At 49.1% G+C, this 15,250-nt stretch carries 13 protein-coding genes; 7 read left to right on the top strand and 6 right to left on the bottom strand.

The window, feature by feature from the left end; genetic code table 11:
• Window positions 1-189 precede the first annotated feature (189 nt).
• The 3 genes from lexA to PP769_RS13950 all read left to right on the top strand — a co-directional run bounded on the left by lexA (window position 190) and on the right by PP769_RS13950 (window position 5,384).
• Window positions 190-732 carry a transcriptional repressor LexA gene (lexA, locus tag PP769_RS13960; protein WP_312641151.1) on the top strand — a complete coding sequence of 181 codons (543 nt, stop codon included), beginning with the start codon at window positions 190-192 and terminating at the stop codon, window positions 730-732.
• Between the two features lie 7 nt (window positions 733-739).
• On the top strand, window positions 740-1,945 hold the full coding sequence (locus PP769_RS13955) for a DNA polymerase Y family protein (RefSeq protein WP_312641149.1): 1,206 nt from the start codon (window positions 740-742) through the stop codon (window positions 1,943-1,945).
• A gap of 280 nt (window positions 1,946-2,225) precedes the next feature.
• Complete coding sequence (locus PP769_RS13950; RefSeq protein ID WP_312641147.1) at window positions 2,226-5,384, top strand: DNA polymerase III subunit alpha; 3,159 nt, start codon at window positions 2,226-2,228, stop codon at window positions 5,382-5,384.
• Window positions 5,385-5,584: 200 nt separating this feature from the next.
• Here the strand turns inward: PP769_RS13950 and PP769_RS13945 are convergent, their stop codons facing one another.
• The gene (locus tag PP769_RS13945; RefSeq protein WP_312641145.1) at window positions 5,585-6,163 is read right to left on the bottom strand and encodes a hypothetical protein; all 579 of its coding nucleotides are present in this window, start codon (window positions 6,161-6,163) and stop codon (window positions 5,585-5,587) included.
• Window positions 6,164-6,633: 470 nt separating this feature from the next.
• On the opposite strand from PP769_RS13945, the gene PP769_RS13940 reads away from it, so the two are divergent.
• The 4 genes from PP769_RS13940 to PP769_RS13925 all read left to right on the top strand — a co-directional run bounded on the left by PP769_RS13940 (window position 6,634) and on the right by PP769_RS13925 (window position 10,718).
• Window positions 6,634-7,836 carry a sodium-dependent bicarbonate transport family permease gene (locus PP769_RS13940; RefSeq protein ID WP_312641143.1) on the top strand — a complete coding sequence of 401 codons (1,203 nt, stop codon included), beginning with the start codon at window positions 6,634-6,636 and terminating at the stop codon, window positions 7,834-7,836.
• Window positions 7,837-8,371: 535 nt separating this feature from the next.
• Window positions 8,372-8,680 (top strand): P-II family nitrogen regulator, encoded by a 309-nt coding sequence (locus tag PP769_RS13935; RefSeq protein WP_312641141.1) that lies wholly within the window; start codon window positions 8,372-8,374, stop codon window positions 8,678-8,680.
• Between the two features lie 162 nt (window positions 8,681-8,842).
• Window positions 8,843-9,595, top strand: a complete 753-nt coding sequence (locus tag PP769_RS13930) for a Tll0287-like domain-containing protein (protein ID WP_312641139.1) — start codon at window positions 8,843-8,845, stop codon at window positions 9,593-9,595.
• A gap of 115 nt (window positions 9,596-9,710) precedes the next feature.
• On the top strand, window positions 9,711-10,718 hold the full coding sequence (locus PP769_RS13925) for a hypothetical protein (RefSeq protein WP_312641137.1): 1,008 nt from the start codon (window positions 9,711-9,713) through the stop codon (window positions 10,716-10,718).
• 1,127 nt (window positions 10,719-11,845) lie between these two features.
• Here PP769_RS13925 and PP769_RS13920 read toward each other — a convergent pair.
• The 5 genes from PP769_RS13920 to PP769_RS13900 form a co-directional block, all read right to left on the bottom strand.
• Complete coding sequence (locus PP769_RS13920; RefSeq protein ID WP_312641135.1) at window positions 11,846-12,151, bottom strand: BON domain-containing protein; 306 nt, start codon at window positions 12,149-12,151, stop codon at window positions 11,846-11,848.
• Between the two features lie 63 nt (window positions 12,152-12,214).
• Window positions 12,215-12,526, bottom strand: a complete 312-nt coding sequence (locus PP769_RS13915) for a BON domain-containing protein (protein WP_312641131.1) — start codon at window positions 12,524-12,526, stop codon at window positions 12,215-12,217.
• Between the two features lie 128 nt (window positions 12,527-12,654).
• Window positions 12,655-13,137, bottom strand: coding sequence for a hypothetical protein (locus tag PP769_RS13910; RefSeq protein ID WP_312641129.1), 483 nt, complete (start codon window positions 13,135-13,137; stop codon window positions 12,655-12,657).
• A 586-nt stretch (window positions 13,138-13,723) separates the two neighbouring features.
• Entirely contained in the window at window positions 13,724-14,395 is a 672-nt protein-coding gene (locus PP769_RS13905; RefSeq protein ID WP_312641127.1) for an SOS response-associated peptidase, read from the bottom strand.
• 312 nt (window positions 14,396-14,707) lie between these two features.
• Window positions 14,708-15,127, bottom strand: coding sequence for a DUF3568 family protein (locus PP769_RS13900; RefSeq protein WP_312641125.1), 420 nt, complete (start codon window positions 15,125-15,127; stop codon window positions 14,708-14,710).
• Window positions 15,128-15,250: the final 123 nt, after the last annotated feature.

Here is a 15,250-nt window from a genome sequence, read left to right as displayed (position 1 = left end):
CTAAGAGTGACATTCCCCAGGAAACTGTCCCTAGATGGCATGAGAGACTCGCCCTATTGGCAGAGTGATTTATTAAAAAACAATTAATAATCAAATACTTACACTATTTTAACTCGATGTAGTCATGAGTGGGTCGGTGGCAACCACCTCTCTTGACACCTCACATACCATAATGTAACCATTGGTTACATGACGCCTGAAGCCTTCAAACAGATCCGGCAACGCCTGGGATTAACCCAAACCCAACTAGCTGAACGTCTCCGCACCACTCGTATGACCATTACCCGCTATGAATGCGGAATGCGCCGAATTCCTGGAGTGGTCGAAGCCATCCTCTCCCAACTGGATTCTCCGACACAGATTCCCATGGCCGGCATCGTCGCGGCCGGCAACCCGATTGAGCCCATTCCCCAAACTGAGCTGGTGGAGGTTCCACCTTCCATGCTGCGAACGGGCGACAATTTCGCATTACGAGTGAAAGGTGAATCGATGCGGGATGAAGGCATCCTGCCGGGTGACCTGGTGATTGTACACAAGCAACGAATGGCGCGAAATGGACAAACCGTGGTCGCGCTGGTGAATCGGGAGGCGACGATTAAGAAATATTACAACAAAGAAGGGCAAATAGAACTGCATCCGGCGAACGCAACCATGACTCCGATTCTGGTGACTCCGCAGGATGAATTTGTGATTGAAGGAGTGGTGATCGGGGTCATTCGGCATTGTGGCTAGATGAAAAATGATGGACCGTCAAATTGTCTGTTTATGTATTCCTCGATTCGAAGTGGCTCTGGCACGCCTCGACGCCCCCTCCTTACGCACCAGACCTGTCGCGGTGGCTTCTGCCCATGCGTCCCGTGCCATCATCCGTGAAGTTTCTCCCGAAGCTGAAGACGCCGGAGTCATACCCGGGCTTCAGGCCGATCGGGCCAGACGACGCTGTCCCTCGCTTCAACTCGTGCCTCCCAACCCTACTCGCGTTGCCCAAGCCCATCATGCTCTCGTGTCGTGCATGATACCGATCGCACCCATTTGGGAGTCGTTTAGGCCTGGCCATTTTTATTTAGATTTGACCGGCACCACTCGACTGTTTGGCGCAACCTGTGACACCACGATGCGTTTAGAGCGCGATCTGACATCGCGACTTGGGCTACAAGCCGTCGCCGGTATCGGGACCAATAAGCTTGTCGCACAAATGGCCAGCTCCATCCTCACCCCGCCCCAATTATGTGATGTCCGGGCAGGCTCCGAACAGGACTTTTTATCGCCTTTACCCGTCTCAATACTTCCCGGGCTCCAAGGTCCTGGAGGGTCCGCACTCCACACACGCTTGATCGATTTGAATCTACAGACCATCGGCGACGTGAGCGACGTGAGTTTGGAAGCCTTGGAGACCGTCTGCGGTCGATGGGGCCACCGGCTCTATCAGTGGGCACGGGGGATTGATTTTTTGCCGGTCGTTGCTCCTGAGGCCTCGTTATCGCTGACCCATTCCTATCTCTTTGAGCCGGATACAATTGACTATGACCGGCTCCTTGGAGGCCTGTCATGTCTTCTGGATTCTCTCTGCCATGATCTACGTCGGCGACAGCGCCTGTGTCATCGCCTCAGACTGACGCTGCTCTTTAGTGATCAGCTCACGGTTCACCATTCATCTGTCTTATCCACACCCACACATTGGGAGGTTGATATGTTTCCATCAGCTCAGACCTTATTCCGTCGGTGCTTTCAACGACGCGTCCGCGTGCGCTCACTGACCATTCGAAGTAATAGCTTTCGTCCTCCACCCGAACAACTATCGCTCTTCCCATCACCTGCCCTGGAAGAACCTCAGGCACTCCCCCGTCCCCATCGATTGGCATTAGCCCTTGATCGTTTGCATACCCGGTTCGGCATGAAAGTCATTCAATGGGGACGCTCACACCTGGCCTCTCGTTTAGATTGAATAGGTGAATCTTGAAAAATTCTCAAGCGATGCTCCCACCTCTGTGGCATGAGCACCCTCATTTTTTGGCCTTATTTAACATGCAAAATAAGCAATGAATAATAGGTGTTTTGCATTTTAAAATGATAAAAATTAACCAAAAACTTTAATTATTTAGTTATGCACAGGCAGAAAAAATAAGGCATTACTTTAATCAACAGGTTATCAACATTGGCGTAAAGTAAAGCGATACTTTAATTAAAAATGGGTACGCAATTTACCATTATTGCCGCATTATTTCATGTCAGCCTTTGTCCATTTACACGTTCATTCGGAGTACTCACCGATGCAAGGAGTGGCTTCACTGGAAACCTTGTGCCAGACGGCAAAGGGACAGGGAGCCGAGACACTTGCCCTGACCGATACGAACGGCTTGTATGGTGCCATTCGCTTTATCGAAGTTGCACAGGCCCATGGCTTACGCCCGATCCTGGGAGCCGAACTGACCCACAACCGGCACCGCGCCGTGCTCCTGATCAAAGATTCTTTTGGCTATACCAATCTCTGCCGCCTACTCTCCCAACGCCATTGCGATGCCGACTTTGACTGTATCGCCGCGGTCCAGGAGCATCGCCAAGGACTGATCATTCTCTCTGATGATCTTTCCGCACTGACGGCCTGGAAACGTCACTCCCCTAGCGATCTGTACGTAGAGCTCTCGCCTGGTGCACTCATGCACCAGGCCCTGGCCTTTAGCCGCCGCACACGCCTTCCTCCCGTCGCGACCAACCGGGTGCATTTCGTGACCCCCCAGGAATTCCTCTTCCATCAAATTCTCCGCGCGATCGACTTAAATACCACCCTCTCTCAATTACCGCCGGAGGCCTGCTGTGCACCCCATCATTGGTTGATGCCACCTGCGAGACTGGCTTCACAGTTTCCCCATGTGCCTCACGCGATAGCCAACACCTGGAAGATCGCGCAGCACTGCCAGACCGAGTGGTCGTTCAAAGAGACGATTTTCCCGAGTTTTCGCCAGCTCTCCGATCCCCATGCCTTCACTCTGCTACGCGAGAAGACCTACGACGGGGCCCGATGGCGGTACGGCTCACTGACACCGGTCGTGAGTGGTCGTATCGAACGTGAGTTGAGCGTCATCGGGGATAAAGGTTACGCCCATTATTTTCTGGTGGTTGACGAGATTGTCCGCCAGGCGCCTCGCACCTGTGGCCGGGGATCGGCGGCGGCATCCATCGTGTCCTATTGCCTGGGCATTACCCATGTGGATCCCATCCGGCACAATCTGTTCTTTGAACGTTTTTTAAATCCCGGGCGTCACGATCCGCCGGATATCGACGTGGATTTTCCCTGGGATGAGCGGGACCGCATTGTGGATTTTGTCTTTGCCCGCTATGGCAGCCGGCAGGCCGGCATGGTGGCCAATCAGAATACACTGGCGCTTCGGGCAGCCGTGCGGGAAGTCGCCAAAGTCTATGGCATGCCTCCGGCGGAAATTCAGCAGGTGAGTCGACTGTTGACCCGTCTCCCGCTCACCGATCTTCCGGCTCAAGAGTTCTCTGTCTCCCCATGTAGCCAATCTGCGATCCGGCAGACTCCCCGCCTTCCCAATATTCGAGAAAATGGAAAGCTTCGCTCTTTCCCACCTTCGCCGTCTTCGAGACCACACAATAGAAAGAGACTCGACTCCCACCTTGATGGGGCCCAGGCGTTCACCGATTTACGCGAGCCATGGCCGGAAATTGTCAGACTCGCTCTTCAACTTCAGGGACGGTTTCGTCATCTGTCGCTGCATTGCGGGGGCATCGTGATTGTTCCTGACGATATCCGTCGCTATGTCCCGGTAGAAGTGGCCGCAAAGGGTATTCCGGTCATTCAATGGGAAAAGGATCAAACGGAAGATGCCGGCCTGGTCAAAATCGATCTCCTGGGCAACCGATCATTAGCCGTCATTCGGGATGCCCTTGCGGCAATTGCAGAACACACCGGCCGACACATCGACTATGCCACCTGGGATCCATTAACCGACCCCAAAACGCAACAGCTCATTCAACGGGGCGAAACCATCGGTTGTTTTTATATTGAATCGCCTGCCACCCGACTGCTTCTCAAAAAGCTCTGGACGGGCATGCCGGCGGATCGGCGCATGCATGCGGACGTCTTTGAGTATCTCGTCATCGTCTCATCATTGATTCGTCCCGCCGCAAACCGGTTCATTCAAGAATTTGTCCGGCGGGCGCATGGAGGCGCCTATCGTCCCCTGCATCCGTTAGTGGAAGACGTGCTCGGGGAAACCCATGGCATCATGGTGTATCAGGAAGACGTGACCAAAGTGGCCATGGGTCTGGCGGGGTTTTCCGTGGAAGATGGCGACCAACTGAGGAAAATCCTCAGCAAAAAACATAAGCAACGCCGGCTTCGCGATTATCAATGCCAATTTGTCGACGGCGCGCGCGCGCGCGGTGTGGATGCGCGAACGATCGAGCGAGCATGGGCAATGACGATGAGTTTTACCGGCTATAGTTTTTGCAAACCGCATTCGGCCAGTTATGCGCAGGTGTCATTTAAGTCGGCCTATCTCCGCGCCCATTATCCTGGGGAATTCATGGCCGCCGTCATCAGCAACCAGGGTGGATTTTATTCAACCTTCGCCTATCTGTCAGAAGCCCGCCGGATGGGATTGACCGTGCTCTCCTCGGACATCAATGCCAGTGGATGGGCATACGAGGGAGAAGGAACGACCATCCGCATGGGCTTCATGCAAATCAAAGGCATCGTACGGGGATTCATTGATCGGCTTCTCGAAGAACGATCCCGCCACGGCCTGTTTCAGTCGTTTCATGATTTTTTGAGCAGGCTCAACCCCGAACCGGCGCAGACGCGTTTATTGGTTCTGGCAGGTTGCTTCGATGCTATTGCCGGTGAGGTCACCCGCCCCGGCCTGCTGTGGCGGGTCTATGCCGAGCATCCAACCTTTGGCGTCTCCTCACCCAGATCAGTTGCACAACACGCCACCCCGCTGTTGCCATCCGTTCGTCTGATTCCGATTCCGGATGAATATGACATTGAACGGCTGATCCAGCATGAGATTGAGCTCTTCGGCTTCCCTCTCCGTTGTCATCCGTTGACGCTCTATGCGAGACATTTGCAAAGCCTGCACATCACTCCCGCAACAGAGATGGCTATGCATATCGGCCGTCGAATCATGATGGTTGGCTGGCTGATCACGGAAAAAGCCGCCTTGACGAAACATGGCAACCCCATGGAATTTATTACGCTGGAAGATACCACGGCACTTTACGATGCCACGCTGTTCCCCGAAATATTCCAACGATACGGACCGTTACTCACGAACGATCGGCCGCTTCTTCTGGAGGGATTGGTGGAAGAAGACTTCACCGCCACCACACTGACGGTGCAGCATATGCGAGTGATCGGTTAATACCCAAGCTGTCCAAACATAGCTTTCACCATTTAAGCATGGGCCGACACATCCTGGTTCAGGAAACCCCACACCATATTGTCACCCTGAGCCAACGGGGAAGGGTCAATCTTCAAATAGAGAGGTTATTTGTTAGGAGACATTGCAGCCTGCAGAGGCCAACTTGCCTTCAAACGGATGGTGCCGACATCACGGGCCCTTTACGATTCTTTTTTCTTCGGCGGGTCAAACTCTTCCAGCGGTTGGAAATTGACGGGAAGTTGAAATAAATAATCGGTTACGGGCCGCAGCTTCACATGTCGATACTCGACACTCCAGCTTCCGTCCTTCCTGGTCAACTGCATCGGGAACTGAATGTCGGTGGCAAACCATTGGTAGTAGACATCGATCTCATCGCCCTGCTTCACCGTCACCTCATATAGGATCGTCGGATGGCCCTCGCGCGTCTCCCTGCCGATCTCTTCGCGCGAGATCTCTCCTTCCAGATGCTCACTCAATTTTGGCTCCTGAGCAGGATCGTAGGGGAGCGTCTTGAAGTGTCTCACGCGGGAGAGCAGCAGCCACATGAGCTGCTTGTCTTTACGCACAATGGTGACATTGACCGGACCCATCGACTGATGTTCCAACCGCCACCGGTCATCCCGATAGTACAGATTGGCCTTTTGAGTCTGCCGCCCGAACTTCAGGATCTGATCTGCAGTAAATTCCAGTCCCCAAACCTCAAGGCCTGAAAAGAGGCCACTGACGATCAGTACTCCGGTGAGAATCCAACAACGCATAGACTTATATTACCATAGTCGAGTCGAGTGCCTCAAAAGATTATTGCCTTGGCACCAGGATAATCTTTTCATGCCGAATATTCTCCTCCCCAGTTTGTCCATTTCGACGAGCCTGCTTTCAGCTGTAGATCTCTCATCAAAAATTTCTGCCCAGGTTATTTGCAAATTAGTGAATTTGAACAGTGCGCGGGTTGCGATTTCGCTCAGGTAAGAGGAGGTCAACTTCCAAGTCCAAGAATTAAAAAGTCATCTCGATGGACCAACGCCTATGTTTAGTGGGGTTAGGCAGATTTTTCTGTGGTGACATCTCAATGAATAATCATGGACCTTATTTTGCAAAAGACGTGGAAGGGCAAAAATTAGATGCCCGAACAATGAAACCTTTATTCTCAGAAGGTTTGGGAAAGCATCCGAAATCTCAACCAATTCGTGAACATGCAAGGCAGACTTCATAGTTAAAGGAGCGATGTATGCTTGAAGAATTTATATACAACTTTACCCATAACTTATTCAAACCGTTGTTACTATTTTTCTATCTTGGATTTTTAGTCCCCATCCTCAAAGTACCGTTTGAATTTCCACACGTCCTGTATAAGGGATTAACCATTTATCTTTTGATCGCTATCGGTTGGCACGGAGGCGAAGAACTGGCTTCTCTCTCAATGGCGGAATTGCAACATGCTCTTGGATTCATGGTAATTGGTTTTTTCACAAACCTGATCATCGGCATCGCCGCCTATATGATCCTTCGAAAAACAAATTTGCGGCGAATTGATGCTGCAACCGTAGCCGGATACTATGGCTCTGACTCAGCAGGGACTTTTGTCACCTGTCTCGGCGTACTGGCCGCGGCGAATATCGCCTTCGCAGCGTACATGCCGGTTCTTCTTGCCGTCATGGAAATCCCCGGCTGCCTGGTGGCCCTTTACCTCGTATCGCGCCTTCGGGCCTCCGGCCGGCTGGACGCTCTTGGGAATATGCCGGATGAGCCGGGATACAATCCTTACGCCCGCAAACTCGTAGACCCCACAACTGAAGACGAAGACAGTCACAGCAACCATGTCGAGCAGATTCCGGATTCTTTGCCGGCCCAGTCGCTGGGTGCGGCAGCCGCGGCCGACTACGAGGAACCAAAACCGATCTTTAGTGGAAAGATGCTACACGAGATTTTTCTGAACCCTGGACTGTATTTGCTCTTCGGGGGAATCTTGATTGGATTTATCAGCCGGCTCCAAGGTGTGAAGGTCACAGAAGTCGACGACAGATTCTTTGTTGCCCTCTTCCACGGCATCTTATCTCTCTTTTTATTGGAAATGGGAATGACCGCTAGCAGACGACTCAAAGACCTTAAACATGCAGGCCTCTCATTCATCCTATTCGGCCTCATCGCTCCAAACGTGTTTGCCACGGTTGGGATCGTGGTGGCTCATGGTTACAGTATGCTCCTCGGAGTACCCTTTACGCTCGGCACCTATGCCCTTTTTGCCGTGTTGTGTGGGGCAGCGTCATACATTGCAGTTCCGGCGGTTCAACGGCTGGCGATTCCAGAAGCGAGTCCGACCCTGCCATTGGCAGCCTCGTTAGGTCTGACGTTTTCATATAACGTGACGATCGGCATCCCCGTTTATATTATGATTGCCACGGCACTGACCAGAGCGATACCCGTTGGTTAACCATGGAATTGTTAAGGAAAAGTAAAAACGGCCACCACCTGTTACATGAATTAGGTCTATTTCTTGTAACAAATCGATCCCAGGGAGAGGTTTTCACACACTCCACGGGAACGGGGTGGTACTCCGTTGAGACTGGGTAGATATAATCTGAACAACTCTGGTTATTTGAAACAAGTTATTTTAGATTTGATAAGGGCTTCGGCAATTCCCCACCCAATTGTGTGGCTTCTTTAACAATCTCCAATTTCTGACTCGGGACCTCAAACTCGCCCCGGATTGCTATTCACCATCCTGCAAAGCAGGGGGGGCTCTGGCAGATGATCGTAAAATGTTCAGTGGGGTCATATGAGAATTTCTACAGCTCCCCTACCGCCCGAATAGGGTGGATGGCTCATTCAGACGGATTTCGTGTAAGAAAACAATATGATCAAGCACTCCATTTTCATCAAGGGAAATACATTTAAAAAATCGACAGATTTCATATCCAACCATGATCATCGGACTTTAATTGAATTGATAAACATGGAGGTACAAAATGCCCGCAGTCAAGGCAGTTCTGGTTACCATCATTGCCGAAAGTGGTTTGGTACCGAATCTCAAGGATCTGGTGAAACGGGCGGGAGCGAAGGGCTATACGATCGAAGAGGTCGCTTCAGGATTCGGCACACATGGACACCGAAGCGGCAATCTGGAAAGTGACCAGACAACCAAGATGCTCCTAGTGGTTTCTGAATCAGTTGCGCACAGGATCTTTGAAGAGATCGAACGAACATTGGAACCACTTTATGCCATTACAGTATTCAGGCATGAGGTTGACGTCCTCATGCCCCTCGTCGAGAATTAACCAACCTGTTTCATTCGAAGGGGTGTTTCCTGGCCGAATCCAGAACTGGAGTTCCGGTGGAGAATAACCACTTATTCATGACTTGTTGCAAGCACCTCCTGCACAAAAGGCAAAACGGAAAAAGCCCTGGATTTTACCAGGCATAAGACAAAGGGGAATGTCATGCAGTTTTATGGACGAGGACTATTGGCAAGTGTCATTCTCAGCTTATTCATCTTATCGAATCCGATTGCCGGAATGAACATGTCGGCCTATCAAGCAGAGGAAGAAGCCCGGCTTATTGCTATGCTCCTCAGCGCAGGTCGGGTCGTCATTGACCGGAATCAATACTTAATCAATGATCCCAATCGAGACAACAAAGGATTCACCCCTGAGGTGTTTGAACGACAAGTGATTGAGGAATTTCGTATCCGCACAGGAGTCGACCTCACGAAACCAGCCCTGACCCATCTGCGAGAAAACGTGATTGTAGCCTTAGGTGAGTTATTGAACTCAAGCAAAGAAATCGTCGCTGAAGCACAGCCGGTTATAAACCAAACGGGAGTCGGGTTTAAAAATTTCATTCCCGCCACATTTGGCAGTCGCGTCTCTGAACGGTTTACTAGTAGGTCTGGCATTGGACTCAAACAGACCACCCTGCAACCACGAAACCCGAAGAATGCCCCGGATCCCTATGAAGCTGCCGTGTTACAACGATTGTTGACCCAACCAAGTCAATCTGTGACGATTAGCGAGGTGCCCGGAGGAGATAACAACCTCCGCCTCCTCATTCCGATCTATTATGAGAATGATTGTCTGCAGTGTCATGGGGAACCAGCCGGGCAATTGGACATTTCCGGATATCCAAAAGAAGGAGCGCACGAAGGTGATTTAGCCGGAGCGATTAGCGTGTCAATGCCACTGGACCAACGATGAGCAGGCCGAGGTTGCCCATTAACTTGAAAAAGCAACGAACCAGATAGGTTAACCGAACATATTTGTCAACTCATCAGTAGCCCAGGCATTGGACAGTGAAAGGGATAAAAAAATAATGACTTGGTTGGTGGATCGATTTCTTTTGCCTATTCTCACGGCCTCCATTGCCCTTACTACCCCTGCTACAGCCGGGGAAACCTACGCAATCCGGGATATCGGAGTGCTCGTGACTGGCGGCACGGTTGAGGATATGACCAATGACGGGCAGATCGTGGGTACAGCACCGCTCAGTTTGACGAGAAACCATGGCTGGTGGTTCGACGGAAAAAAAAACATCGACCTTGGGGCATGTGGTGGAGTTGGCTGTCGGATAATGGGTATCAATTCCAGGTCTCAAGTAGTGGGAAATATTGGACGTGATGCATTTATTTACAGTGATGGGAAATTTATAGATATTTCACTCTTTGCCAAGTCTCCCGGAATGGCTCTTGCCGTCAACAATGCCGCGTTCATCGTGGGGTGGTATACGCTCATTCCCCATTTAGAGAGAAATTCATCCGTTCCATCAGAACGACACGCCTTCCTCTATCGCGGGCGAAGGCTCACGGACCTGGGCACACTGGGAGGGAAAGAAAGCGTGGCCACAGATATCAATAATCACGAACAAGTGGTTGGCTATTCGAGCACGTATCGCGATGAAACCCATGCCTTCTTGTACACACAAGACCGGATGATAGATTTGGGGACCCTTGGGGGAACCGAAAGCAGGGCAAATAGTATCAACGACCTTGGCAAGGTGGTTGGAAGTGCCACCGTGGCTGGTTCCAATCGAAACCATGCTTTTCTCTATGCGGATGGGAAAATGTTTGACCTTGGCACCCTCGACGGTCAGGAAAGCACCGCATTGGATATCAATCAATCAGGATACATCGTGGGGATGAGCGGTTCCCGTGGCTTTCTTTATAGGGACGGGAAAATGCTGGACCTCAAATTGTTACTGGCTCAAAAAGCAGACTGGAAATCCATTCACCCCTGTTGCATTAACGATGGCAACCAGATTGCCGGAATTGGAAATTCTCACGACGGCAAATCCCATATCATTCTTCTCACTCCCATACCATAGAGATACCGTTCATTCCCCTAAAAAATCATAATCCTTTCTTGCCTAGTTGGATCATGTTTAAAAGTGCCCACATTCGCCTAAGGATAAGACTAAGTATTTCATGTGATGTACCCACCCTCAAACCCTTCCGTCTTTGAAGGTTAGAAAAGAGTGAGCCTGTGGGTTCTGGCTTTCCATTTATCTCACTAACAACACCAAGCGGCTTCTCCAATAAAACAAGGCATGACATGCTTGTTCCGGCCTAGCCATGTATTTGATTCAAAAACATTTCGTTGAGAGGCCATTTAACATAGTGAAATTTCTTTTTTTAAAAGGATCACGATCAATATGAGCGATATCGCAACATGCGGTCTGTTCATTTTTGTTCTTATCCCGTTTTCAATCAATTATGAAAGCATAGTGAACACTTCCCCAACCCAAACGTACATCCAGGAAGTGGCTATTGACTTCCCGCAACCAGCATGAAAATTCTTTTAAAATTGGGTTTTTATGGATTTTTCATCTCCTCTTGGACGGACATTCCGAGATAAAATAATCGCTCTTTCAAATAGAAGTAGAATCTACTTTTTCGATATTTGGGTACAATGTTTGCGTATATTTACTTCAAACAGAGCGGGAGACTTTAAAAAATGATGGGATCTGTAATCAAGCAACGAAAGGCTTCGCCTGAAATTACAACTCTTTTTAAAGGAGAAATTCGTTATGTATGAGGACTATTTTTTTCGGGAGGATCGCGGGAAAATTTCCCTTGAACGGAGGGATAAATTTCAAGCAGATGTAGCCCGATCGCGGAAGAATCCCCAATCATTCACGGAACGAATAATTTTAATTATCTTCGGGATATTGTTTTTTATATTTGCTACTCATTATCTGGAAAGTATGGCACCGCCCGAAAGCCTGTCAGCTTATCACTGGATGTGGCAATAGGCGTTTAATTTGTGAGCCGAAGAATGGGTACGGCGCCATCTGTCGCGTTAGAGCGAATGGAAGGCTAAGAGGGGGCAGGAAAACCCTGGTAGGTTGATTGCTCTTATTTAGGAAAAATGGAACTCCAGTGTGAGCAAAAAAACAAAGTTGCCAATCTCTCCCTAACATGAGAGAGTGGGTTTGGTTCAAAATTTTATTATTCATTTTACACTCATTCGATTTTCAACCAAACCCACTCCCTCAATTTCTCTGGATAATTTAATCGCCTGTTCTATTTGCTCCATTTCATCAACAAAGCCACTAAGTTGCACGCGATTTTTAAACGTCTCGACATGGACTGCAGTGCCGGACACCATGGGACAGCGGAGAAGAGCGGTCTTTACTTTGGTCGTTATAACGCTATCATCAACATACTCTCCCGTGCTTTCATGGAGGTGGGTGCTCGCGCAACCCATGGAAATCCCCATCATGAGAGTAAGCCCGACCATAAGCAAACCGCTTTGCATATTGACGTTTCCTCTCAGTAAAAAGTTCCGCTATCCCTGGTGTCCCATGCGAAAAGAGTCACATTATTTGATGGACAGATTGTTCTCGACTGCCCGGACCCCACCCACTCGCCTGGCCAATTGCGCAGCCTGTTCGATTTGCTGAGCATCATTCACTAGACCGTTTAATTGTACACGACCTTTGAAGGTCGTCACATTAATATCCATGCCCGACACTTCCGGATCACTTAAGAGAGCGGATTTGACCTTTGTCGTGATGACACTATCGTCAATATGTTCTCCAAAGCTTTCCGATTGAGGTCCGCCCGCGCAGCCCACCATCAGCAGAACGAAGAACAGACAGGCGACCATTCTCAAATCCTGAGAGTATTTCATAAAATGTTTCCCCTTTTGTAGCAATTCACATTCGTGAAAGAAAAAGAAATGTATAAGTAAAGTTGCATTGAATGGTTGTTAACACGAGAACTTTTCTGTTCTCTCCTGAGGACGAGCAAGCTTTTGTTTTATCGACCCGGTTTGCCTTCCATGCGGTCGGCATTTGACTTGTTTGCTGCATTGATCGAACTACCAAAAAAGGTACCCCGAGCTTCCTGAAATCTCTCTCGGGCACCCACAAATTTATCACGAGCCTCTAAATACCGATCCCGCTCTCGGCTAAATTTTTCATACGTTTTATTAAATTGGTGTTCTTCCTGCTCATACAGAGATCTGGCTCGATCAAATTTCGCTCTGGCTTCGTTGTACCGCATCCGATCATTCATAAATCGATCCACATTTTCATTGAAATTGTCCTGAGCTTCTTCATATCGATCTATGTCCCGTTGGGCTTCACCCAGCTCTTTAAGGGAAGGACCGACGTCTGAAAAGGCTGCCGAGTCTTTTGAAGTTTCCGATTCCTGAGCAAACGCACAGGTCCCCCCTATACCAAGGAAAAACACCATAAACAGGGGGAAAGACAAAACAGTCTTCAAGGTGTACATTTTCATAAAACCTCCATTTGGCTTAAGTGGGTTATTCTGACCGGGGGTGAAACTCTTTCTGTGGGTATAAGTATCACGACAGAATGCGCAGACAAACTGGCAGAAACCCTTGTTTGCTTGATTTTTCAATATAATATGATGTTACAAAGGGAACGTCGTTGTTAATAACGCCCCTAGCAATGAGGGAGAAAATCCGAAAGGAAGGAAATTATGTGGTGGGGGATAAGGCAGACAGATTGGCCGTGGGTCCCCTTTCAAAAATGAAGTGAGCAGGACAGGCCTTATTCGAAAATTAGATAGTTCTTTTCATTTCTCTTACTAAAATGAGAAATACGAAACTTAGAGGGTACGATAGAACACAAATAATGACATAGATTTCCATCCAACTATGGAATCGTTATATTTTCAGATGTCCTTGATTAAATTCGACTTGCTCTCGATACCAACAATATCCCCATGGACTTCCACATGGAAACTTCACGGATAAATTCACGGCTAACAAGGATTCAGGCCTGGTTTTCCTTTCTGAATAGCAGTCTACCAATCTGCGCATTGCTCCAGCTCTCGCAGCATGCCGGCCAAGTTTTTCCTTTCATTCAATAGGAGCCACACATTCAGGCCGATCATTTCTGGGACTATTCACAAGCTGACTGACGGGATAAGCTTCCATCTCCTCAGGTGGAAACGGACGGAGCAACGCGTTGAATTGCTCAACAGCTTGCAAAGATGGATCGAGCCAATCGGCATAATCGTTGAAGTTTAAAATGACCGGCATTCGATGATGGATAGATTCCATGACTGCATTGGGAGCAGTCGTAATGATTGTGCAGGTTTCAAGAGGGTCCGCCTCGTTTTCCTTCCATCGCTCCCACAAGCCCGCGAACGCAAACAGCCGTTGATCTTTAAATCGAACGTAATAGGGTTGTTTTGTGTTCCCGTCCTGTTTCCATTCGTAAAAGCCATCGGCCAAGACCAGGCAGCGTTGTTGTTTAAATGCTTTGCGGAAAGCCGGCTTCTCCGCCACAGTCTCTCCGCGGGCATTAATCAACTTATTTCCGATGCTGGGGTCCTTAGCCCAGGAGGGCACCAGTCCCCACTTCAATTCCGTACATTCTCGTTGTTCTGATTCAAGATTTGTGCGCACACAGGCCACCAACTGCGATGGAGCAATGTTGTAGCGTGGGCTCAATGGCGGGAGGACCTTTAGACCCAACTGTTCCGCCAAATGCTGGAAATTCTCTTTGCGTGTGAAGCGACCGCACATAATGGGGGTTTTGAAATTTCCAGGTTCAACCTAACCCTACAAAATTCCCTAAATAAAGGGAAGAAGTTTCAATTTGAGGGGCACAAATGGCATAGGCCAGTGAGATTTCCAGCCTTTTTTAAATGAATCGCCTGAATATTAAGTTTCTTACGTCTCGCCCCACGAATGCAGCCAGGGATTACCTTTGATTCTTCACTCTAAAGCCGTTTTCATGATGAAGGCAAAAAGCGTATGGACATTTTAAAATAATGTAAGAATAAACACAGCTGGGAATCATTCAATTGCGAAGACAACGGGGTGGGTTTGAGAAAATCACAACCGCGTATGAATGGCTTGTAAGATCTGTCGGGAGCGGGCTTCATCTCCAAGAAATCCCACCCGAATTACGATTGTTGACCGGGAGGAAGTGAGCGAAGTGATCGAGACCCATATTTTCTTTTGATCTGCCGTTTCTGACTCCAACTCCGCCGCCAATTTATCTCCCCGCTCTTTGTTGACAGGAAGTTCCAATGATTTCAGAGCGGCCACGGCAGCCCGCTGAACCTTTGGGACAGGAGCATTGACTTCATCTTCCAGCTTACCCATTACATAGGTCGCGCCTGCAACACCGGCTCCAGCACCTGCACCAAACAGCGCCACGGCACATCCGGACATGATCGGCATGGCCCACAAGACAAAAAGAAGCATGATGCCATAATTCTTCATCAAAAATTTATTTGTGCCCGGTTTCATTGCCTGATCTGTCCTTTCAATCATTGAAGTATTGTAAACTCCGTCAGAACCATTTCAAAGTCACGTATATGGTGTTATCGGATGCAGGTTAATAGAGTTAAATGAAATCATTCCCAAAAACCT

Source organism: Candidatus Nitrospira allomarina (assembly GCF_032050975.1).
In the GTDB taxonomy this organism is placed as follows: domain Bacteria; phylum Nitrospirota; class Nitrospiria; order Nitrospirales; family UBA8639; genus Nitrospira_E; species Nitrospira_E allomarina.
The sequence above is the reverse complement of the archived record's forward strand: the minus strand, read 5'-3'. Positions and strand labels throughout refer to the sequence as shown.

Excerpts from the sequence above, each read along its gene's own strand:
- PP769_RS13905 (WP_312641127.1), bottom strand. The coding sequence starts at position 14,395 with ATGTGCGGTCGCTTCACACGCAAAGAGAATTTCCAGCATTTGGCGGAA.
- PP769_RS13955 (WP_312641149.1), top strand. The coding sequence starts at position 740 with ATGATGGACCGTCAAATTGTCTGTTTATGTATTCCTCGATTCGAAGTG.
- PP769_RS13925 (WP_312641137.1), top strand. The coding sequence starts at position 9,711 with ATGACTTGGTTGGTGGATCGATTTCTTTTGCCTATTCTCACGGCCTCC.
- PP769_RS13945 (WP_312641145.1), bottom strand. The coding sequence starts at position 6,163 with ATGCGTTGTTGGATTCTCACCGGAGTACTGATCGTCAGTGGCCTCTTT.
- PP769_RS13950 (WP_312641147.1), top strand. The coding sequence starts at position 2,226 with ATGTCAGCCTTTGTCCATTTACACGTTCATTCGGAGTACTCACCGATG.
- PP769_RS13920 (WP_312641135.1), bottom strand. The coding sequence starts at position 12,151 with ATGCAAAGCGGTTTGCTTATGGTCGGGCTTACTCTCATGATGGGGATT.
- PP769_RS13915 (WP_312641131.1), bottom strand. The coding sequence starts at position 12,526 with ATGAAATACTCTCAGGATTTGAGAATGGTCGCCTGTCTGTTCTTCGTT.
- PP769_RS13935 (WP_312641141.1), top strand. The coding sequence starts at position 8,372 with ATGCCCGCAGTCAAGGCAGTTCTGGTTACCATCATTGCCGAAAGTGGT.
- PP769_RS13900 (WP_312641125.1), bottom strand. The coding sequence starts at position 15,127 with ATGAAACCGGGCACAAATAAATTTTTGATGAAGAATTATGGCATCATG.
- lexA (WP_312641151.1), top strand. The coding sequence starts at position 190 with ATGACGCCTGAAGCCTTCAAACAGATCCGGCAACGCCTGGGATTAACC.
- PP769_RS13910 (WP_312641129.1), bottom strand. The coding sequence starts at position 13,137 with ATGAAAATGTACACCTTGAAGACTGTTTTGTCTTTCCCCCTGTTTATG.
- PP769_RS13930 (WP_312641139.1), top strand. The coding sequence starts at position 8,843 with ATGCAGTTTTATGGACGAGGACTATTGGCAAGTGTCATTCTCAGCTTA.
- PP769_RS13940 (WP_312641143.1), top strand. The coding sequence starts at position 6,634 with ATGCTTGAAGAATTTATATACAACTTTACCCATAACTTATTCAAACCG.